This is a genomic window from Hungatella sp. (assembly GCF_046966825.1).
The window spans coordinates 1-20282 of sequence record NZ_JBKVCZ010000010.1 but is presented as its reverse complement, the minus strand read 5'-3'; the positions used below and the strand labels follow the sequence as shown (position 1 = coordinate 20282).

The following is a 20282-nucleotide window of genomic DNA, read 5'->3' as shown; positions in this document are numbered from 1 at the left end:
GTTCCTCGCAGATACACGTATCTGATCTCACGTCCGCGGGAAACCACCTGTCTTCCAATAAAAATCACACCAGAAAGGAAAACTCTCCAAAATCGATGGACAAATCTCCATAAATTCCCACTGGAACTGTATCATGCAGACCATATATCCCTATATCCGGATTATCGCCGTTAAAACAGTACGTCAGAACTCGTCCCTTTAACGGATCAACGATCCAGTATTCACGGACTCCTGCCGACCAGTATTTATTCAGTTTCGTCGAATAGTCTTTCTTCCCTGTGCTCTCGGATATGATCTCCAGGACAAAATCTGGGGCACCGGTTACGCCTTTCGCTTCCACACGCGTCTGATCGCAGATAATCATCAGGTCAGGCTGTACCACCGTTCTGTCATCCGAATCCAGAAACACATCAAATGGAGCAAGAAATACATCACAGGGTCCCCCCTTTCTCCGGATATATTCTTTGATCTGAAAGTACAGTTCTCCGACAAGCTTCTGGTGAATGAGGCCGGGAGATGACATATAGTAAAACTGGCCGTCAATTAACTCGGCCCTGAGATGATCCGGGAGCGCATAGTAATCCTTCAGGGTATACGATCCGTGAACCGTATAATGAAAAGCTTCTTCCCGCATGCTGCTGACATACGGTCCATCTTCGTCGCGGTAAAACGTCATCCCCAGAACCGTCTCCAGTGCGAGTATCGTATCGTACTGCGGCGACTTCGTGGCTCCGCTGAATATCTTATTAACGGTTCCCAGCGGCACGCCGGACCGTTCAGACAGTTCCTGGTTCGTCATTCCCAACTCTTTCTTTCGTTTTTTCATCTTCTCCAGATTCATCATAGCCGATCTCCTTCCGCAGTTTTATTTACTTCATTATACCATCTTTACCTTATACGGTCAAGCATTCCAATACAATATGGTAATATTTATATAACAGTTCAGATCGTCCTTCAGGCTTTTAATTTCACAGGCGTCAAACCGGGAGGACAGACCTGCGGCATCGTGCCTGCCTCAGAAACCGACAGGACAGGCCGGATTCCGATCACCAGACCGTTCCTGACCTTTTCCCGGCAGAGCTTCTCCTCCGATTTCCACACGTTCTCCTCTCTGTCCAGCTTCACCACGACTCCCTGGCCGCACCAGCGCTTCACCATGCTTCTCGATACCCCAGACGGTCGGCCAACAGGCTGTCCAGTCTCAATACCATGGGAAACGGAACCTCCAGCTCAATACGCCGGAAGCCGCTTTCAGCCGGGAGGACGTTTTCCTCGGCCCCTGCCTCTGCTCCTGCCTCTGCGCCTTCCTCTGTGCCTGTTTCAGATTCCGCCTCTGCCTCTATCCGGTATCCGCCTTCCGGCGTCACTGCTTCCGCTCTGTTTTTTACAAATAAATCCCTTCGTCTTCCGTAGGATTCTGCCAGCAGGCGGTCGTTTGCCTGGAAGCCGGCGTACTCCTCTTCCGGTATCGCACTCACCGGGCTCCGCTCAAAAATGCTCATATTCCAGGTGGTACTGCATTTCTCGCAGCGGTAGATCAGCCATACATCCACGTTTTTCCCATTAGCATTTACACGGAATTTCATGCTATTTATAAATTCACGTTTTTCTTTACATTTCGAGCAATTCCGTCTCACCGTGGGTACGGCCTCCGGCACAAGCTTCCAGCGTTCTCTTCTTATTTTTTGAATATTGTTCTTCATAACAGTCCCTCCGGAAACCACTCTAACACGGCTCCGGACGAAGGCATACCTCGTCGTCGGTTCTGTCTGAAAGACGCGGCACATCACACGGCGGGGGATTGGGAGGTATATACAAAAAACGATGTGCCAGGGTTCTTTATCGGCACATCGTTTTTCCATACTATTTTTTTTCTTTATTTTTTTCTGATAAAATGATTCTCTGAATGCTCTTTTCCGAAAGGAAGTACTCCTCCGCCAGCGTCTTCACACCGAATCCATCCAGATATCTACGATAAATCTCTTCGTTGCGGGTCTTAAGCTCTCCCCGAAAGGATGTTTCTTCTCCCCACTTTTTCTTGTTCTCTTCTTTTCTGGGGATGTAAACGTATCCCCCATCCATATACTTCTGGATTGCTTCCACCAGTTCTTCCGGCAGAACCTCCGTTGCTTTCCGATAGCGCATCGCTGCCTCCTAAACATATTTTACTGTCAGGAATAGCAAAGGCTATACAATTACTCATATTATCTTTCACTGCATAGGCCTGTTGCTATGCAGTCTTAACCTCTTTCATCATAAAGAAACGGCCCCCTCTCTATCTATTTGCATACAGGATCGTTGTGTTCTCCTGTCTCCATACCACTTCCACCTCAGTAAAACCAGCCTGTCTTAACAGACGCTTCTGATTATCCATGGTACACGGCATGTCAAAATGGTAATATTCCCCCTTAACAAGCTTCAGTTCTTCCTCCAGGCGCTTTTTCTCCGCAAAGAAATAGTCCTCCTGCTCCTGCGTTTCCGCCATGTAGTCACACTCGATATAGCAGCCGCCGGCCTTTAAGGCACGCCATAATTTCTCATACAGCCCCAGCTTCTCCTCATGGGTAAAATGATGCAGTGTCTGAAAGGAAACCGCGGCATCATACCGCTCCGTTCCCAGCTCGCAGGCCATGTAATCCGCCTCAATCAGAGTTACATCCCGGTCAGAATACTTTTTCTTCAGCCGTTCCAGCATCGCGGCCGTCAGATCGATTCCTGTGACGGCAATCCCCGGGTTCCTGGTCCATATAGCCTCCAGCTCCAGTCCGGTTCCGCACCCCAGATCCAGAAGTGTCTTCGTCTTTTCCGGCACGAGCTCCGCCATCTTTAGATAGCCTTCCCGGCACCCTTCAACCTCATGAATCATATGATCATCATAGATATCAACCCTGGCTGTAAAGAAATCCGTCATTTTTTCCATGTTGTCCACCTCCCGGCCACAATTTTAAAACCAGTGCGGTGAATGTTCCGGCACGCCCCAGCTTCTTTTCCAGTATACTCTGAAGATTTCAGGAAAAAAACCTCAAGTTTCCGGCAGAAACAACTTTAAGCCGTTTTTCGCACACAGACGCTGTGTCGAGTATACAGAAGTTTGCTCCGCCTGTCAACACGTGGTCTCTCTCCAAAATTTTCCTATTTCCTCTGCCGACAGTTCTTCCACAAATTTCTTCTTTATTTCCAGGAACTGTTCCAGCTCCAGAAGAATCTGAAACAGCACCGCACGATTTTCAAATTCTTCCCGAAGCTCCGGAAGGGGCTGCTCCCGCATAGCTTCCTTTACCGCATCCAGGGCCTCAAGCAGGCCTACTGCATTGTTATACTCATGAAAGCCCCCGCTGATCCGCTCCATTAGCTCTGCTATCGGCTGCGCCTGGGAAGGCAGTTCCCCCAGATGCTTTAATTCCCCCTCGATCCGTCCCAGGACAAATGCCTGTGTCCGCCTCATATTCATATACCGGAGGTAGTATCTCGTCTCAGTAAGAAGCTTATTCTCCATGTCCTCATATGCGCTCTTCTCCCCCTGTTTCAGCTCTGTATCAAGCTCTTCCAGAAGGGAACGAAGCGGCGGTTCACCGTCTGCCAGCCCGGCATCTCCGCCCTTTCCAGTGGTCAGCTGTCCTGCCATCTTTCGCAGAATCTCCTTCATATGGCTCTCGATCCGGCGCTGGCTCGTTCGGATTAAATGTACCTTTCCGGGAATATAGAGATTGAGAATCACACCGATTCCCGCGCCTACGGCCAGAAGCCCCAGTTCATTGGCGATGTTGGCTCCCGTCATGGAACGCTCTGCCAGGAAATGAGTCATCAGCACCGTATTCACAGAGATCCCCTCCTGCATTCCAAACGCCATACAGGCAGCAGAAAAGAACAGCAGAAAGACGCAGACCGCCAGGGGGCCGTACCCAAAGACAGAAAAACCGACCGCAGAGATGGCCAGTGCCATAACAAATGACAACAGCCGGCGTGCCACCACCCGGATCGTCTCCTTCTTTGTATCCTGAATGCTTAAAAGTGTGATCACCCCGGCGGATGCGCTGTAACGTAACCCCATACGCTCCGCCAGGACGATAGCCAGGCCCGCGCCCACGGCGATTTTGATGACTTTTACATAATCCGGCTTCTTCACGATTCTACTTCCTCCTGACGATTCTTATAAATCCAGCTCTTTTTCATTCCAGTTCTTCTCAATTCCTTTTCTTTTCATTATTACCTGTCAACCATTAAAATACAAGTTCTGTCTGGAATTTCAGTCCGTTTTACGTATTGACCGTAGTTTTTTTCTGTGATACGATTTTACGGGCAGTACAATACAGTCAGAAAGGAAGCACCTATCCATGAACTTTGCAGCACTCATGCAGTTAAAAGAAGAATGGACCTCATTTAAGGTACGCCATCCGAAATTCCCCTCCTTCATGAAAGCGGTCCGCGGACGCGCTCTGGCTGAAGGAACGGTCATCGATATCCGGGTGACGGCTCCGGATGGAACCGTACTAAATTCCAATTTGAAACTGAAAAAAGAGGACCTGGATCTGATCTGCCGGGTTCATGAGCTGATCTGATGCATAATGGTCCTCACGGTCTTATACTTCTATGGTCTTCGCCGTCTTATTCAGGAAACGATCGTAGACGACGATCTGCACCTCATGTGTTCCGGCAGACAGTCCGGGGATATTCAGCTGAATTTCCCCATCAGCGACCGTCCCGCCGGAATACTGAAATATCCCATCCACGAAGATCTCCGTCTTGCAGGCATTTTCTCCAGTCTTATACTGTATCTCCAACTGATCCCCATTCCTTCCTGCCTCCGCCTCCAGTGACGGCCCATTTCCTGCTTCCAGCTGTATACCGCCCAGCTCCGGTTTCCTGATTGTAAATTTCTTTCTCAGTTCATCGACGTACGCTCCCTTTACCCGGATAGACTCCAGTTCCCCCGCTTCCGTATTTTCCCGCAGCAGATTTAAATAACCGATGCTCTCAGGGTCCCATCCGGTTACCAGGGAACAGATGGTATCGACCGCCACTGCATCCGTTCCTCCCATGATGACGCCCATATTCATTTTATCGGTCTCTTTCCGCTCGTGCGACATGGGAACTGGTCCGCTCTGAAAGCCCTGAAGGCCATCCACGATCACGTAATTCACCGGTCTGGCCATGTAATAATCGTAAATCCACCGGTCCAGCTCCCCATCCGTGATCTTGTGGGATACCATGGCCGTCTTGCTGGGGTTATCGGGTGCCACTCCGTATAGATTCCCCGGCGGCGTGCCGATGCTCACATTTTTGATTCCGCCCGTGACCACAACACCGGAAGAGGTCTTGAGGGTGGGAATGCTGATTACCACGTCGGCCTCATAGAGAATCCGGTTGAAATAATACGTTTTATGGAGCAGACCGTCCGGCAGCTCCACCTTTACCACCTCCGGCGCGTCAAAATCCTGCCACGCCCCGCAATCCTCCTCCAGACAGAGAAACCCATCCACTCCCACCATATAATCCGGAGTGTAATGGAAATATTTCATTACCTCTCTGGTCGGCCCCGTCGCCGATCCCTCCATGATATAGACCTTTCCATCCGGATTTAACTCCCTTACCATTTTTAATACGGCCTTTGTGACACGCCAGTCCACCGTTATCCCGTTGACCTCCTGATCCAGCAGTTCCCCCGTGGAATCCACAATCATCTGGACCAGATTGGGCTTCAGTACCACAGTCTGCCCATTTTTCACGACAGTTTTCAAATCGGAGGCCGCCATCCTTACCATCGCTTCGATTTCCTCCTCCGTGATATCGGCGGCCCTTGTTTTCTGCGATTTGGCAATCGTGACGGTTGAGCCGTGAAACGCGGCTTCTTTTATGGTTTCCGCGGCCATCCCCTGCTGATTTTGCGGCACTTTCTGCCCCACTGGTATCGTTTGTTCCTGGCTGGTCTCCCTTTCCGCCACGGTATTCACCGTGGGCGCCGCCTGTGCCGGGCGGATCTGGCATCCATTTAAAAGCGTCATGGGCACCGCCATATAGATCCATAATTTCTTCATTTCCGTACCCCTTTTCCTCTATGCTGTACATCCGTTTTTTGTCGAATTATGTCAGTATTGATTCTACAGGGGACATGCATCAAAGTTGCATCATCCAATCTGTTTTTTTTTCAAACTGATGCATTTATGGAATGACTTCTGAAACTAATTCGTGTATAATGTAGGAAACAGCAGCTACAGCAACTGGATTCCATTGCAGCCTCCGGCCTGAGGAGTTACCATGAGTCTTCGTAAAATAATATCCCGGTTTCAAAATTCAATCTTTGCACGGTCCATACGCCATGGATTGACACTCGCTATCCCATTTCTGATCATGGGATCATTTTCTCTGCTTCTCAATAATTTTCCCATTGACAGCTATCAGATTTTTCTCGCCTCCTGGCTCGACGGAGCCGCTGCGGAGCTTTTAAACACCATTTACATGATCAGTCTGGGGTCCCTGGCCCTGGTTCTTACCATCACCATCAGCATCTCCTACGGACAGCTGGCTGAGACAGACCAGCTGCTGCTCTATCCCGTGGTCTCTGTCTGCTCCTATCTGGCCTTCTGCGGAGGAATTGAGGATCAGACGGACTATATCTTCAGCGCGGAATGGGTCTTTACTGCCATGTGCATTACCCTGCTGTCCTGTATCCTGTTCCAGCGGCTCTTAAAGCTTGGACGCCGGTTCGAGAGACTGCACACCACGGGAGCCGACTATCTGTTTAACACTTCAATCCAGAGTCTGATTCCTGTCATCGCCATCACCCTGCTTTTCACAATTACGGGATATTTCGTCCGCATCACGTGGAGTGACAGCAATATCACGAATTTCGGTTCCTACCTGTTTCTGGAACTCTTTGACGGTATCAGCGGGAATTTGTTTGGAATCCTTCTGTATGTGATTATCACACACGTCCTCTGGCTCATGGGAATCCACGGCACCAATACGCTGGAGGCTGTCTCCAGACAGCTGTTTGAGCAGAACGTGGAGATCAATCAGGCCCTGATGACGGCTGGAAACCTCCCTACGGAAATCTATTCCAAGACGTTTCTCGACACCTTCGTATTCCTGGGCGGCTGCGGAACTGCCTTAAGCTTCGTCCTTGCGCTCTGCATCGCCTCGAAGCAGAGCCATAACAGAAAGATCGCCCATGTGGCGCTTCCCTCCGTTCTGTTTAATATCAGTGAAATCGCCGTTTTCGGTTTCCCGATCATCTTTAACCTGACGATGGCGGCTCCATTCATCATCACCCCGGTCGTCCTGACGGTCACCAGCGCACTGGCTATCCGTCTCGGCCTGGTACCCGCTGTGACCCAATCCGTGGAATGGACCGTTCCCGTACTGCTCAGCGGATTTAAAGCCACCGGGTCCATCGCAGGCAGTTTGATGCAGCTGTTCAACCTTGTAATCGGAACGCTAATCTATATCCCGTTTATCAAACGCAGCGAAAAGCTGGAGACCGGCAAATTTACACAGGCGATCCACCGTATGGAGGCAGACATGGCCGCTGGTGAGAAGCACGGGAATCCGCCCATCTTCTTAAGCCATGATTACCCCTGTTATTACTACGCCAAAAATCTCGCCATGGATTTACAGAACGCCATCAAACGGGGGCAGGTTCAATTATACTATCAGGCGCAGATATCCCGCGATGGAACGCTTCATGGAATGGAGGCTCTTCTGCGCTGGAAGCATCCGGTCACCGGATTTATCGCTCCGCCCGTGCTGGTGGGGCTGGCCTATGAAAATGGATTTTTAGATGAACTCGGCTACTATCTGATTAAACGCGCCTGCCTGGACGCCCAGACCATGGAGGAACATTTAAAGAAAGACGTCTGTCTGTCCGTCAATATTTCCTCCAAGCAGCTCAAGAGCAATGGATTTTTTGACACGGTTCTCACTTTGATCCGGCAGTATCCCGCCGATCACATCCGCCCCGTTTTCGAGATCACGGAACGGGCGGCAATGGAAATATCGGATGACTTGAAAAATGAGATGGAGCATTTGCGGAGCCAGGGCGTGGAATTCAGTCTGGATGACTTCGGAATGGGCCATAATTCCCTTATTCAGCTGCAGGAAGGCTCCTTCGATGAGGTAAAATTAGACGGTAATCTGGTATCCCAGCTCATGACCAATAAGCGCTCCCGTGAAATTGTCTCCGGAATCATCAGCATGGCCCGGAATTTAAACTGCCGTACCATCGCCGAATTTGTGGAAAACGCGGAACTGCGCGATGTCTTATCGGAGCTTGGCTGTTCCATCTACCAGGGCTACTATTACAGCCGCCCTCTGCCGCTGGAGGAATTCAAGGATTATATCACCCGGCTGCCCGAAGAAGGAGACACTTCTGATCCTCAGTAAATCACAGAAAAAAAGGAATGGCCGGCATGCGAATCATCATGCCGGCCATTCTTCTTCCTGCTTTATTTGCCTATTCCTTTCTTTCATCTGCATCCGTCCCATAATTTTCTTCCAGATACGCGACCCATAAGCGATAAAACTCCTCTTCCGTCATCTGTAGTGTCTCTTCAAGCTTTTCCGGTCGTCTGACCAATTCCATCAATTTTCCGTATCCATATCTGGCAGTCACATACTCTACAACTGTATACGAATACTGATACCCGTCCCGCCGGAAAAACTCCTGGAAGTCAGCCCCGGTGTCCAGATCGGCCAGTGCCGGCACGCGGTTGTTCTTTAGCCCCTCCGAGACCGTATTTCGAATCCATGCTTCATGATTGTCTTTCCCCTCGTAGGAGGCTATTCCCTCGTCAAGCCATCTGGGAATATGTGCGTTTATCTCTTTTATCAGAACGTGCGTAAACTCGTGAACGACAGTGTTTATCACCTGTTCGTAATTCGATCCCGGCGGCGGATTCAGCGGCGACGCTATGACTGTTTTCCCCGCCGCAATTCCCCCTCTTATCCATTCAGGGGCGTCCTCGATTCCAAGCGCCTGATTCAATTCCGCCCGATCCGAGCATATCTTGACTGTCGTTTTCTGTTTCAGCTCTCTGCCTGTCTTTTCTGTTATATCGGAGTATCGTTCTTCCAATAAATTCAGCACCTCTTCTACACAGGTCCTCTCGCTCTCATGATACTCTACAATAAAATGCCTGCTCTCGCACACAAAATCCATTTACCTGATCCCCTTTTCTTTTTTTCTGCTCCCCACGTTCCCATCTCTCTGCGAATTCCCAGACAGGCAGCTGCAGCACAAACGTACTTCTCACGAAAGTCATTGTATCATTCCTTTCTCTAAATCATCTCAAATATGGAGAAGTACGGCAGAGTTAGAAAAATGGCATAAAAACGTAAGAAAACTTTATTTGAATGAAATCATTATTTGTAGTAGATTAGAAACATATGAAATATAAACCGGATACACTGCATAAATGTACAGGAAGAGGGGAGAAGAACGAATATGAAGCGAATAGTTTGTGCCGTATTAAGCGGTATACTGGTTATGGGAAGTGTCGGATATGGGGGAATGGTCAGCTACGGAGCGCCCTCCTATTCAGAAGCCAATGCAGTAGGCCCTGGTATCAAGGCAGCCGTAGGCCTCAATGATTTTCTGGATCAGGAGGTATCAGATCCCATTGTAAAGCCGGCCGATAAGTACTCTTACGATCAGATGGAAGCCGATATCCAGTCCCTCAAAAACAGGTACGGAGATAAGATCACCGTAAATATCATCGGTACTTCACTGGATGGAAGGAATATCTATGATATTATCCTGGGCAATCCCGAGGCAAAGTCCCAGATTCTTATGCAGGGAGCGATTCATGCCAGAGAGTATATGACGCCTCTGGTGATGATGAGCCAGTTGGAATATGCCCTGGCCTTTTACGATACGGGACACTATAATTATAAATCGATTGCCGATATGCTTAAGAAAGTGGCCATTCATTTTGTACCCATGACGAATCCCGACGGCGTATCCTTGAGCCAGTTTGGAATCGATGCCATACGCTCCGATGCGCTGAAACAGGTCATAAGAGACTGCTATTCACGGGATGTGAATCTGAAAAGAACCGCGGATTCATTCGAAACGTACTTAACGAAGTGGAAAGCAAACGCCGGAGGCGTGGACTTAAATTACAATTTTCCATATGGCTGGGATGAACTGGCCACAAAGCTGACGGAGCCTTCCTCTGCGAGCTACAAGGGTCCGGCTCCTTTCTCCGAACCGGAGAGCCAGGCACTGGCGAAACTGGCTGACCAGTATCCGTGGGCTATCACAGTCAGCTACCACTCCCAGGGCCAGGTCATCTACTGGACTACAAGCAGTAATGGAGCGGAGATGGCCTCCAATACGCTGGCCGAGGCCGTTTCGGTCATGACCGGCTACCGCATGGACTCCAGTGACGGCAAAGGAGGCTTCAAAGACTGGATGCAGTCGAGAAGCGGCGCAGTCCCCGGCGTAACACTGGAAGTCGGAAAAACACCGTGCCCCGTTCCGTTTTCAGAGTTTCCTCAGGTGTGGAAACAGAATAAGGGAGTCTGGGTGCAGGTTCTCGATTACGTTGTCCGGCGTATCTGATCCGCCATACAGAATCCCAGGCCATTTTAATAAAGAGGCCTGGGATTCTCCATAAACTACCGTCCTATACCTCTGATAATTTTGTTTTTCAGAATCCCAATACAGATAATATCTCCGCCAGCGGCTTACGTTCCTTCACCGCCCCCATATACGATTCAGCAGATCCCGGTAAGTTGGAACTCGTCTGATACAGCAGGTGATATAAGAATCTTCTTCCCGTGAACCATCGATATAAAGAAACGCACAGACAGGATCCTCTGTTTTCTCCAAAACCATCCGTTTTAACTTATCTTTAAAATCTTCCTCGGCAGAAGCTTCTGCCTGTGTCATTTCCACATCACGAAGTGTTCCTTTCCTATAAGATATTTTGCAGGAGGTCTATATAAAAATAACCAACACCCCCCCATTGGGAACATCTTCTTACAAGCCCCCCTCCCTCTCCCCATCACTTATGATAGGGCTCTCCGTTCATAATCCGGTAACCTCTGTATATCTGTTCCAGGAGAATCACCCGCATCAGCTGGTGCGGAAATGTCATCCGGGAAAAACTCAGCAGATAATCAGCCCGGTCGAGAACCCGCTTTGAGAGCCCCAGGGAGCCACCGATGACGAACACGATCTGGCTAGTTCCCGATACGCCCAGCGAGGCGATTTTCTCTGACAGTTCCACGGAATCCAGCATCTTTCCCTCGATCGCCAGGGCGATCACGCAGGCGCCATCCCTGATACTGGCCAGAATCCGGTCCCCCTCCTTCTCCTTGATCTGAGTTTCCAGCGCTTCCCCGGCATTGTCCGGGGTCTTCTCATCCGCCACCTGGATAATCTCCAGTTTACAGTACCGGCTCAGCCGTTTGCTGTACTCCTCGATTGCGGCGGTGTAATATTTTTCTTTTATCTTTCCAACTGTGACCAGCGTTATCTTCATGCATCTTCCTCTTACTGTTTGACTGCCCTGCTATCCGGCAGGTTCTTCTTCATCGCCTCCAGAACTCTGCCCGCCACCTGCGCCGCGGATTTCTTCCGCTGGGTTTTCACCCGTTTTACCACTTTTCCGTCCGGCTTCCGGCTGATTCCGTAGGTGATCCTTAAGAATTCCTCCACCTCGTTCCAGGCCTCCCGGCTCTCCGGAATTAAGTCCAGCCCCATCTGGAACACATGGAACATTCCCTCATAGACGGATAAACGGCGGCGTACGCCCGCCTGCTTCAGCTTATCCGCAACTCCCAGCGTATCGCTTAAAAGGACCTCATAGCTTCCCACCTGCATGAGCACCGGCGGAAAACCCTGAAAATCTCCGAACAACGGCGACAGATACGGATTCTTCGGATCGGCATCTCCGATATAGGAAGAATGAAACAGCATATTGTCGGTGGAATTACCAAAGAGCGGATCCGTCTCATAATTATCCGTGTAACTGGCGCCGCTGTTGGTCATATCGGTCCAGGGGGACATGGTGATAATTCCTCCCGGCAGAGGAAGCCTGTTATCCCTCAGATACATAACCATAGCCAAAGCGAGTCCGCCGCCCGCTGAATCTCCCGCTACGATAATATGATCCGGTTCGTACTCCTTTTCCTGGATCAGCCATTTGTAGGCGTAAACCGCATCCTCTAAGGCAGCCGGATATGGATACTCCGGAGCCACCCGGTAATCGATCGTGAGCACATCGCCGCCGAAGCTCAGCTTGGAGTACCGCACCGCAAATTTCCGGTATATATTCTTCATGGGACCGATATAGCCGCCGCCGTGCAGCTGCAGAATCACACGCCCCGTAAAGATCCCTTCCGGCCGTAAATACTCCATCGGAAACTGTTCCGTCTCCACGATTTCATACTCATAACCGGCAGGACAGATCCATGCCGGCTCCACCGGATTCTTTCTCAGCTCTCCGCTCTGAATCGGCTGCTTTAAGGATGTCTCCATCACGTTCTGCATCATGTCACGCACAAGATTTCCCCGAACACTCACTCGCTTATCTCTCATCTGTTTTATCCTTTCTTTTCAGCCGTCTATCTGCTATGGCTCCGCCATTGACTCCTGACCCGGTTTTCTCTGTTTTTCCTCAAATCCAGACTCTGTTCCACCTTGATTCCAGACTCTGCTTCTCCTTGCGTCCTTCCTCTGTCCACTCCGTCCTACAGATGAAATCTCCTTTTCAACTCCGTCTTCACACTTCTGTCCCCCCACTTGATGGTGACAAACAGAATCGCGACGGTGACCACCACGGTTATGAGCGCCATCAGGGGACGTGTCACCAGTCCGGCCGCCCATAAAATGACGGGAATAAAGCTGAAAATGGTGATCGCAATCTGGTACATAAAGTAACTCTGCCAGTTCAACCGGTTTACTATAATCAAAAATACTACCGCAAGGTCCGCAAACAGCAGTGTGCTCGGAATGCCATAGTTCACCGACCAGCCCGCGTAACCCGTAGAATGGTCGATCATCACCAGAAGCACCTCCGCCGCAATGGTCTGCAGCACAATTTTAGAAGCCAGATTCGCGTGGCGCATAATCGAATACCTCAGAGTCAGCGCCACATAGACGATGCAGCCGATGGCGATCACTGACCACATGGACCCTGAGTACGTGGCGTAATTGACGATACCCAGTATGGCCGCCACCGCGAACAGAATGATGTAAAAAGAGTTGACCACTTCCTTCCACTTCTTCGGATCGTACTGAATCCGCGGATACATCGCCTTATCATCCCGGGGATCCGGCACACCGTTGCTCTCCGTCTCCACGGGGACTCCCAGCTCCCTCAGAAAGCCGAAAAAGCGGTCCTGAAGCCTCGTATCCTGAAAGACCGAGGTAAATGTCACCACCACATGTTCGCCATACGCACACACGGCGCACTTCATGGGCTGACGCTTCGAGACACCGATCATAAGATGAAAATGCTCGATCTCCTCCTCATACCCTTTCTCCACTTTGATCGGGCCGATATTGGAGAGTGTCATCGTATAGGCCCTGTCGTTTCTGCGGAAAATCACATTCAGCGCCCCCCATTTCATGAAGAGCGGGGCGATTCTTAAATACCATTTCTTTTCATTGGAAACATTGTAGGAGATCGTCTCTTCCAGCTTCTCCTTCGTAATATTTTCATCCATCTGGCGGCTTACCGCCTCCACCACCTCGGAAAATTCATGTTTTTTCCCGTCTGCCAGAAACTCCAGCAGCGTGACCGCGAAGAAATTGGCCATGGTCTCGGAATCGAAAAACGCACGTAAATTGATGGGCAGGCTGATCCCGATGGACCGGTCTCCGATTCCCGCATCCTCATACTCCAGATAAATCGCCCAGATCAGGGCAGCGGCAAGAAATTTCGTGATGCTTACGCCGTAAGACTTTCCGGCCTTTTTCAGTTCCGCAAGATTTACATAACCATGCAGTACACTCTCCTCATCGAGAGGAAGCGGATCCCCACTTATATGGAATGCCTTCCGTGTGCTGTATTTTCTGCGGGCAACCTCTTTGTAGTTGCGTACATAGCTGTCCTCCACGTTCATGGAGACATCGGACGATATCTTCTGCGGAGCCGGATGGCCGGTCCTGCCGTCGCGGGTCAAATCCAGATACCGGTAAACCAGCGCCTTCAGGAAATTGACTGCTCCCAACCCATCCGTTACCGCGTGAAACACCTCCAGATTGATCCGTTTCTCATAGTAGCTGACCCGGAACAGATAGTAAGGGCTGGTGCGCGGATCAATATACTTGCACGGATACGTGGTTTCCCGCTCGATCACCGGCATCCGTTTATTCGATTCAAAATAGTACCAGAAAAAACCGCGTCTCAGCCTCACCGCAAAGCCTTCGAACTGAGGCAGTATCTCCTCCAGCGCACGCTGAAGCGTTCCGGGAACTACCTCTTCCTTTAGTGTTGCCGAAATCCTGTATACATTACTCAGATGTTCATTGGCAATGACCGGAAATATCTTCGCCGTATTGTCAAGACGTCTCCATCTCTCCCCCTGTGGACTCTTCTTCATCGTCGAACCCCTATCCTTTCCAACTGTCAAACTTTCCTGAAATGTCAAAGGTAAATGGCTGTGAACGGTAACAAATGGCTCTGTTTCTAAAATTCCAGAAGCATATCGTACCAGACAGCTCCGCCATGTACCGACCCGGATATCCCCAGACTTCGATAGCCGAATTTCTCATAGTAGTGGATCAGACGGTCCTTACAGGTCAGGATCATGCCCTTTTTTCCCCGCGCCTTCGCCGTTTGAATCAAGTGATTCATCAGATCAGCCGCGACTCCCTGCCTCCGGTATTCCGGAATCACGTCGAGCCCGAAAATGCTCTGATACATCCCGTCCGCCCGGTGGAGTCCGCTATCCTCAAACATCTCATCCCGTATGGTTCTCTCATCCGTTACACAGCCGTTAATAAATCCAATGATTTTCCCGCTCTCATCCTCTGCCACAAGAAAGCTTTCCGGAAATGTTTCGATCCGATTTCGAAAAGACTCTCCCGTCGCGGCCTCTGCCGCCGGAAAGCATAAAGCTTCCACCTCTGTAACCTGATCCAGATCCTCTGCTTTCACATTTCTGATTGTATATACCATCTCATTGACCTCTTCTCATCCTTCACATTTCGCCGCCGCACCCTCCCGGCGGATGAAAGAAAAGGCGGAATCTGCGGCGTCAGACCTGCAGATATCCTCCTCTTCCATCGTTTCTTCCATCATCTCTTCTTTACTGGGCGCGGAAATAGTATCCGACGCCCCATTTCGTATGAACATATTTGGGATCGCTGGGGCTTGGCTCGATCTTCTCACGGAGACGCCTTACATGGACGTCCACGGTTCTGACATCGCCGGAATCCATGGCCTTGTTGCCCCACACGTACGTAAGCAGCTGTTCCCGGCTGTATACCTTGTTCGGATTACAGGCCAGAAGCTCCAGCAGATCGAACTCCTTGGCTGTTAAATTAATCTCTTTTTCACCGATAAAGACGCGGCGGCTGTCGCGGTCCAGCTTTAAATCACCGGAGGTCACCACATTGGACTCGGCCCGGCTTTCCCGTCTGCTTTTCTTCGTATTTCTCCGCATAATCGCCTTGATTCTGGCCTTTACCTCCAGAATATTAAACGGTTTCGTTATATAGTCATCGGCGCCGTACTCCAGCCCCAGAATCTTATCCATGTCGTTGCCCTTTGCCGTCAGCATGATGATCGGCATCTCGGAGAACTCACGGATGGCCTGGCAGACCTCATAACCGTCAAACTTCGGCAGCATCACATCGAGGAGCACCACATCATATTCCTTCTGCTTTGCTAAATTAATGGCTTCCTCTCCGTCATAGGCGCAGTCCACTTCCATGTTGTCCTGCTCCAGACTGAACCGGATTCCCTTCACAATCAGTTTCTCATCATCCACTACTAAAATACGTGCCATGTCACACCTCTATCTTCCACTCACACTGTTATGTCATCTTTGATCTTTTCAAATGCCGCATCCTTGATACCGGATATCTTCTTGATATCCTCAATCTTCTGAAACCCGCCATGACTCTCCCGGTAAGCGATGATATCGTCGGCCTTTGCTTCTCCGATCCCCTTTAAGGTCATCAGCTCTTCCCTGGTGGCCGTGTTCAAATTCACTTTCACTTTTTCTTTTGCCGTACTGCCGCCCGCGGTCTTCCCCTCCGGCATGATCACACCGGCACCTGAACTGCCCGCGCCATGATTCCCGCCTTCGGAATCAAGCCCGTAGCGTTCCGCCCCATCGAGCGATTCGCCATCCGGGACCACGATCTTCATGCCGTCGCTGACAACCTGAGCCATATTCAGATACTGCGCCGCCGCACGCTCCGTGAATCCGCCTGCACGCTCCACAACCTGGAAAATCCTGCTCCCCTCTTCCATCTCATAAACACCCGGAAGCACAACTTCCCCGCAGATATGTACGTAACAGACGGAAACCGTCGTCGCTTCTGAAACCGGGATCTCCGTCTCTTCTGATTCCTTCGCGTTCCCATAAGGATCAGAATCCTCCGTCTCCCCATTTCCTTCCGGCGCATCTTCCGCCTGACTCGTCCCCGCATCACCCGGGGCATTCATAACCGGCAGTTCCCCGGACTCCCATCCGTCCTGCCTTCCATCACAGCTGTAGCATACGCCTGCAGCCAACATGCATATGAGTATTACAGCCATTTTTACTGCCTGATATCTATATTTCATGATATCCCTCCTTTTTTCTCAGGGAAAGGATACCATCTTCAGCCTATGTTACTATTCTACAAAAAGATACCAGTAAATACAAGCACTATTTCCAAGTTTCAGGGAAAGGTTGCTGTTAACAGCCCAAAAAACGTCGGACCTCCGGAAGCACAGGCTGTAACGGGATCTCCATGTTCCCCGCTCCGCCCCTGCTTTCGGATACCCAACGTTTTTTCATATTCCATCTAATTAAATATGATAATACCAATCACCGCCACAACAGCGCCAAGCAGTTTCTTCCATTCAAATCCGACCTTTTCCACTCCGAACAGACCGAACAGTTCGATTCCGTATGCCACGATAATCTGGGAAATGACGATGATGAGAGCCGCCTTCGCAGGTCCCAGTGAGCCCATACTGCGCACTACGGTATACGTGATAAAGGCGCCGATAATTCCGCCCAGAAGCATGTACTTCGGTTCCACCTGCAGGATTCCCGAAATATTTTCTCTCCCTGAAAAATACCAGATGACAATACAGGTGATAAACGCCGTCAGCTGCACCCACCCGGCTGACACCCAGATGCTGGTCTGCTTGGTGACCCCTGTATTCAAAACTCCCTGGATGCTCATCAGCGCTCCTGAAATCAATGCTATGATAAAGCCTGTCATAGAATAACCTCCAAATCTGTCATGCATTTCTAATCTTTCCTTTATCATGCGCAGAATCGGAACTTCTATTCATACACACATGTTCTTGACAGCAGCCAGTTTTTACGATATACTCACACACGTAAAATAAAACAGAAAAAGACACGCTAGGGGAGCCAATTGGCTGAGAATGGAATTTTTCACATGACCCTCACTACTTGAACCGGATAATGCCGGCGTAAGGAAGCAGTATGATTCATACTTCATCAAAAGTAGTCCCCTCCTGTGTGTAAACAAAGGAGGATTTTTTTATGTCATTTTTCTTAACCTACGCGGCAGACAGCGAAGAGTATCTGCTGAAGCCCGCCGGCTATGGCCTGCTCATCATTTTACTGGCCGCACTGTTATTTGTCATCTATAAGCTGGGGGAAGTATCCCTTAAGACGCAGAAGATGCAGACGAAACAGCTTGTTTACTGTTCCGCAGCCATGGCTCTCGCAGTCGTGACTTCCTACATTAAGGTGGCGTCCCTGCCCTTCGGCGGCTCCATCACCTTATTTTCCATGATGTTTATCTGCCTGATCGGTTACATCTACGGGGCCAAAACCGGCCTGATCACCGGAATGGCCTACGGAATCCTGCAGTTCCTCATCGAACCGTATATCTTCGCTCCGCTTCAGGTGCTTCTCGACTACCCGATGGCCTTCGCCGGACTGGGGCTGGCCGGGCTTTTCAGTTCGAAAAAGCATGGTCTGATCATTGGCTATCTCTTCGGTATCTTCAGCCGTTATATCTGCCATGTGCTCTCCGGCTACATATTCTTTGCCGCTTATGCACCGGAAGGTATGAACCCATTTTTATACACGCTGGGATATAATGCCACCTACATCGTGCCGGAAGCAATCGCAACTGTTGTCATTCTCAGCCTGCCGCCAGTGGCAAAGGCAATCGCGCAGGTGAAAAAGCAGGCAATCAGTTCTTAAACCGGTTCTATTTATATTATTAAAAAAAGAAGATAAGAGGGCTGCGTCGTGCGGCACAGCCCTCTTACCTTCTTTTATCTCATCTTTTCTTACTATGCTAATTGCTGCAGCTTCTCACTATGTTTCGAAATCACCTTCTTCATGATTTCTACATCAGCCTCCAGAGCTGATATTTTTGCTGATTCACTTTCATAACGTATAGCAGCAGGAACATAGTTTTCTGCTAACAGCCTTAGCTGTGGTTTGATATCATTCTCTATATCCAGTTTAATATTCTGAATGTCATTTTATATTTTCCATTCACCCTTTTCTCGCTGCCGCCATCACCAGATGCTTCGCAAGCACGGCCGTCGTTACCGCGCCGATACCTCCCGGAACCGGCGTCGCCATGGAAGCGGTTCCCTCCAGCGTCTCGAAATCCACATCTCCGCAGAGTTTTCCGTTCTCATCCACATTGATGCCCACATCGATCACCACCGCGTCTTTTCCCACGCTCTCTTTATCAAGCATCTTCGCCCGGCCCGCTGCCGCCACCAGAATCTCGGCGTTCCGGCAGGTCTCTTTTAGATTCACGGTCCGTGTGTGGCAGATGGTAACCGTGGCATTTTCTTTCAACAGAAGCATGGACAGCGGTTTCCCGACGACCATGCTGCGGCCCACGATCACCGCCCGCTTTCCGCTGATCGGGATCTCAAAGGCTTTTAATGTCTCCACCACCGCCTCCGCGGTACATGGCGCATACCCCGAGCTGTCCCCGGCAAACACCTTGGCGATATTTTCCGGTGATATTCCGTCTAAATCCTTTTCCGGGTCGATCATGCGCTCAATTTCTCTCTCGTGGATCTGCTTCGGCAGCGGACGGAGCAGGAGAATCCCATCGACCTCCGGATCCCCGTTGATCTTCTGAAACTCCGCCTTAAACGCCTCATCACCAATGTCCGCAGGATAGGCATAGACTTCAGCGGAAAGGCCAAATGCCGCCATCTTCTTCACCGCCCCCCGCTCATACGACAAGTCGTCCGGATTCTCACCCACACGGACGATGGCAAGCTTCGGTATCCTGCCGCCGCACTGTTTCAGCATCTCCGCTGTCTGTTCCTTTATCTTTGCAGAAACCTCTGCACCTTTTAATATAATCATCCGTTTAATCCTCTCATTTCACGCTCTGTCAGTCTGTATCTTCCTCTTCTGGCGGCACGTCTCAGCGAAGCGCGTTTTCCACCTTCTGATAGACCGCATCCGCCGCCGCTGTCCCGGAACGCATCATCTCGTCTGCCTGCCGGTTCAGTTCCTCTGCCTTCTCTCTGTCTTTCATGGATTTCGTATTGATCCATACGTTCATGACCGCGCCGGTTAAGGCCGTTCGGATAAACTGTACGCCCACGCCCACGTCGCTGACCGCCATCCGGCTCCCCTTTTCCGCCAGAATGTCCATGATAACCAGAGCCTTCTGCGCATCTTCCATCACGCGGAGCGGAACGAGACTCGCCGTTAGGAGATGGCCCTCCAGCACCTCGGCCTTTCGCTTTTTTTCCTCATCCGTAGTACCTGGCAGACCGTAGGCTGCCGCCAGAGGTGCGAACACCCGCGCATCCTCGTCGGCCAGATGAAGAAACTCTGCTTTCAGAGTTTCCAGCTGCTCTAAAAGCTCCTTCATCTCCTCTTCCACGTCCGCATATTTTTTCTTGCCAAGAGTCAGATTAATCACCATCTGCCCCAAAGATACCCCTGCTGCACCGCCCAGTGCAGCCGCACCGCCGCCGCCGGGAGTCGGTTTCTTCGATGATAATTCCGCCAGAAATTCTTCTGTCACCATTTCCTTTATCATAATTTCCTCCATTCGTGAGTGCTTCACCAAGTGTTTCCAGTAGACCATAATCAGGAAATTCGTGAAAGGCTATTTTTCCATGCTCTCATTTAGAGAC

General features: G+C 50.3%; 22 protein-coding genes and 1 riboswitch. Of the genes, 4 read left to right on the top strand and 18 right to left on the bottom strand.

Going from position 1 to position 20282, the window contains the following annotated elements; translation table 11 throughout:
* Nucleotides 1–64: 64 nt before the first annotated feature.
* The 6 genes from ACLTD4_RS05025 to ACLTD4_RS05000 all read right to left on the bottom strand — a co-directional run bounded on the left by ACLTD4_RS05025 (nucleotide 65) and on the right by ACLTD4_RS05000 (nucleotide 4126).
* Nucleotides 65–844, bottom strand: a complete 780-nt coding sequence (locus ACLTD4_RS05025; protein ID WP_055659716.1) for a Uma2 family endonuclease — start codon at nucleotides 842–844, stop codon at nucleotides 65–67.
* Nucleotides 845–954: 110 nt separating this feature from the next.
* Nucleotides 955–1158, bottom strand: a complete 204-nt coding sequence (locus ACLTD4_RS05020) for a hypothetical protein (protein ID WP_412331184.1) — start codon at nucleotides 1156–1158, stop codon at nucleotides 955–957.
* The gene (locus ACLTD4_RS05015) at nucleotides 1152–1703 is read right to left on the bottom strand and encodes a DUF1062 domain-containing protein (protein ID WP_412331183.1); all 552 of its coding nucleotides are present in this window, start codon (nucleotides 1701–1703) and stop codon (nucleotides 1152–1154) included. The genes ACLTD4_RS05020 and ACLTD4_RS05015 overlap by 7 nt, the downstream gene beginning before the upstream one ends.
* 160 nt (nucleotides 1704–1863) lie before the next feature.
* On the bottom strand, nucleotides 1864–2145 hold the full coding sequence (locus ACLTD4_RS05010) for a CD3324 family protein (protein ID WP_055659712.1): 282 nt from the start codon (nucleotides 2143–2145) through the stop codon (nucleotides 1864–1866).
* 130 nt (nucleotides 2146–2275) lie between these two features.
* Entirely contained in the window at nucleotides 2276–2920 is a 645-nt protein-coding gene (locus ACLTD4_RS05005; RefSeq protein ID WP_055659710.1) for a class I SAM-dependent methyltransferase, read from the bottom strand.
* Between the two features lie 183 nt (nucleotides 2921–3103).
* Nucleotides 3104–4126 (bottom strand): aromatic acid exporter family protein, encoded by a 1023-nt coding sequence (locus tag ACLTD4_RS05000; protein ID WP_117634644.1) that lies wholly within the window; start codon nucleotides 4124–4126, stop codon nucleotides 3104–3106.
* Nucleotides 4127–4334: 208 nt separating this feature from the next.
* Here ACLTD4_RS05000 and ACLTD4_RS04995 point away from each other — a divergent pair, with 208 nt between their 5' ends.
* Nucleotides 4335–4559 (top strand): hypothetical protein, encoded by a 225-nt coding sequence (locus ACLTD4_RS04995; RefSeq protein WP_117634642.1) that lies wholly within the window; start codon nucleotides 4335–4337, stop codon nucleotides 4557–4559.
* Nucleotides 4560–4580: 21 nt separating this feature from the next.
* On the opposite strand, the gene ACLTD4_RS04990 is transcribed toward ACLTD4_RS04995, so the two are convergent.
* Entirely contained in the window at nucleotides 4581–6035 is a 1455-nt protein-coding gene (locus ACLTD4_RS04990; protein ID WP_117634640.1) for a DUF362 domain-containing protein, read from the bottom strand.
* A gap of 220 nt (nucleotides 6036–6255) precedes the next feature.
* Between ACLTD4_RS04990 and ACLTD4_RS04985 the strand changes: the two genes are divergently transcribed.
* Complete coding sequence (locus ACLTD4_RS04985) at nucleotides 6256–8379, top strand: EAL domain-containing protein (protein ID WP_412331182.1); 2124 nt, start codon at nucleotides 6256–6258, stop codon at nucleotides 8377–8379.
* Nucleotides 8380–8449: 70 nt separating this feature from the next.
* Here the strand turns inward: ACLTD4_RS04985 and ACLTD4_RS04980 are convergent, their stop codons facing one another.
* Nucleotides 8450–9154, bottom strand: a complete 705-nt coding sequence (locus ACLTD4_RS04980) for a peptidase MA family metallohydrolase (RefSeq protein ID WP_117634638.1) — start codon at nucleotides 9152–9154, stop codon at nucleotides 8450–8452.
* Between the two features lie 285 nt (nucleotides 9155–9439).
* Between ACLTD4_RS04980 and ACLTD4_RS04975 the strand changes: the two genes are divergently transcribed.
* Nucleotides 9440–10558, top strand: coding sequence for a M14 family metallocarboxypeptidase (locus ACLTD4_RS04975; protein ID WP_055659699.1), 1119 nt, complete (start codon nucleotides 9440–9442; stop codon nucleotides 10556–10558).
* Nucleotides 10559–10693: 135 nt separating this feature from the next.
* On the opposite strand, the gene ACLTD4_RS04970 is transcribed toward ACLTD4_RS04975, so the two are convergent.
* The 8 genes from ACLTD4_RS04970 to ACLTD4_RS04935 form a co-directional block, all read right to left on the bottom strand.
* On the bottom strand, nucleotides 10694–10894 hold the full coding sequence (locus tag ACLTD4_RS04970; RefSeq protein ID WP_147335914.1) for a hypothetical protein: 201 nt from the start codon (nucleotides 10892–10894) through the stop codon (nucleotides 10694–10696).
* Between the two features lie 109 nt (nucleotides 10895–11003).
* Nucleotides 11004–11483: a 23S rRNA (pseudouridine(1915)-N(3))-methyltransferase RlmH gene (rlmH, locus tag ACLTD4_RS04965; RefSeq protein WP_002601141.1), complete on the bottom strand. Its 480-nt coding sequence runs from the start codon at nucleotides 11481–11483 to the stop codon at nucleotides 11004–11006.
* Between the two features lie 11 nt (nucleotides 11484–11494).
* Nucleotides 11495–12541 carry an alpha/beta hydrolase gene (locus ACLTD4_RS04960; protein ID WP_117634634.1) on the bottom strand — a complete coding sequence of 349 codons (1047 nt, stop codon included), beginning with the start codon at nucleotides 12539–12541 and terminating at the stop codon, nucleotides 11495–11497.
* A gap of 152 nt (nucleotides 12542–12693) precedes the next feature.
* On the bottom strand, nucleotides 12694–14550 hold the full coding sequence (locus tag ACLTD4_RS04955; protein ID WP_117634632.1) for a DUF6320 domain-containing protein: 1857 nt from the start codon (nucleotides 14548–14550) through the stop codon (nucleotides 12694–12696).
* A gap of 86 nt (nucleotides 14551–14636) precedes the next feature.
* Nucleotides 14637–15128, bottom strand: coding sequence for a GNAT family N-acetyltransferase (locus tag ACLTD4_RS04950; protein ID WP_055657499.1), 492 nt, complete (start codon nucleotides 15126–15128; stop codon nucleotides 14637–14639).
* Nucleotides 15129–15258: 130 nt separating this feature from the next.
* Nucleotides 15259–15960, bottom strand: a complete 702-nt coding sequence (locus ACLTD4_RS04945) for a response regulator transcription factor (RefSeq protein ID WP_002601145.1) — start codon at nucleotides 15958–15960, stop codon at nucleotides 15259–15261.
* A 20-nt stretch (nucleotides 15961–15980) separates the two neighbouring features.
* Nucleotides 15981–16745, bottom strand: a complete 765-nt coding sequence (locus ACLTD4_RS04940; RefSeq protein WP_117634630.1) for a helix-hairpin-helix domain-containing protein — start codon at nucleotides 16743–16745, stop codon at nucleotides 15981–15983.
* Nucleotides 16746–16969: 224 nt separating this feature from the next.
* On the bottom strand, nucleotides 16970–17395 hold the full coding sequence (locus ACLTD4_RS04935) for a DMT family transporter (protein ID WP_002601147.1): 426 nt from the start codon (nucleotides 17393–17395) through the stop codon (nucleotides 16970–16972).
* 138 nt (nucleotides 17396–17533) lie between these two features.
* Nucleotides 17534–17636: riboswitch (TPP riboswitch) on the top strand.
* A 49-nt stretch (nucleotides 17637–17685) separates the two neighbouring features.
* Between ACLTD4_RS04935 and thiT the strand changes: the two genes are divergently transcribed.
* Nucleotides 17686–18357, top strand: coding sequence for an energy-coupled thiamine transporter ThiT (thiT, locus tag ACLTD4_RS04930; protein WP_117634628.1), 672 nt, complete (start codon nucleotides 17686–17688; stop codon nucleotides 18355–18357).
* A 300-nt stretch (nucleotides 18358–18657) separates the two neighbouring features.
* On the opposite strand, the gene ACLTD4_RS04925 is transcribed toward thiT, so the two are convergent.
* Together ACLTD4_RS04925 and ACLTD4_RS04920 are read right to left on the bottom strand one after the other, a co-directional pair.
* A complete protein-coding gene (locus ACLTD4_RS04925) occupies nucleotides 18658–19497 on the bottom strand; it encodes a bifunctional 5,10-methylenetetrahydrofolate dehydrogenase/5,10-methenyltetrahydrofolate cyclohydrolase (RefSeq protein WP_055657507.1) in 840 nt (279 codons plus the stop codon).
* Nucleotides 19498–19558: 61 nt separating this feature from the next.
* Nucleotides 19559–20185 (bottom strand): cyclodeaminase/cyclohydrolase family protein, encoded by a 627-nt coding sequence (locus tag ACLTD4_RS04920; RefSeq protein WP_055657509.1) that lies wholly within the window; start codon nucleotides 20183–20185, stop codon nucleotides 19559–19561.
* Nucleotides 20186–20282: the final 97 nt, after the last annotated feature.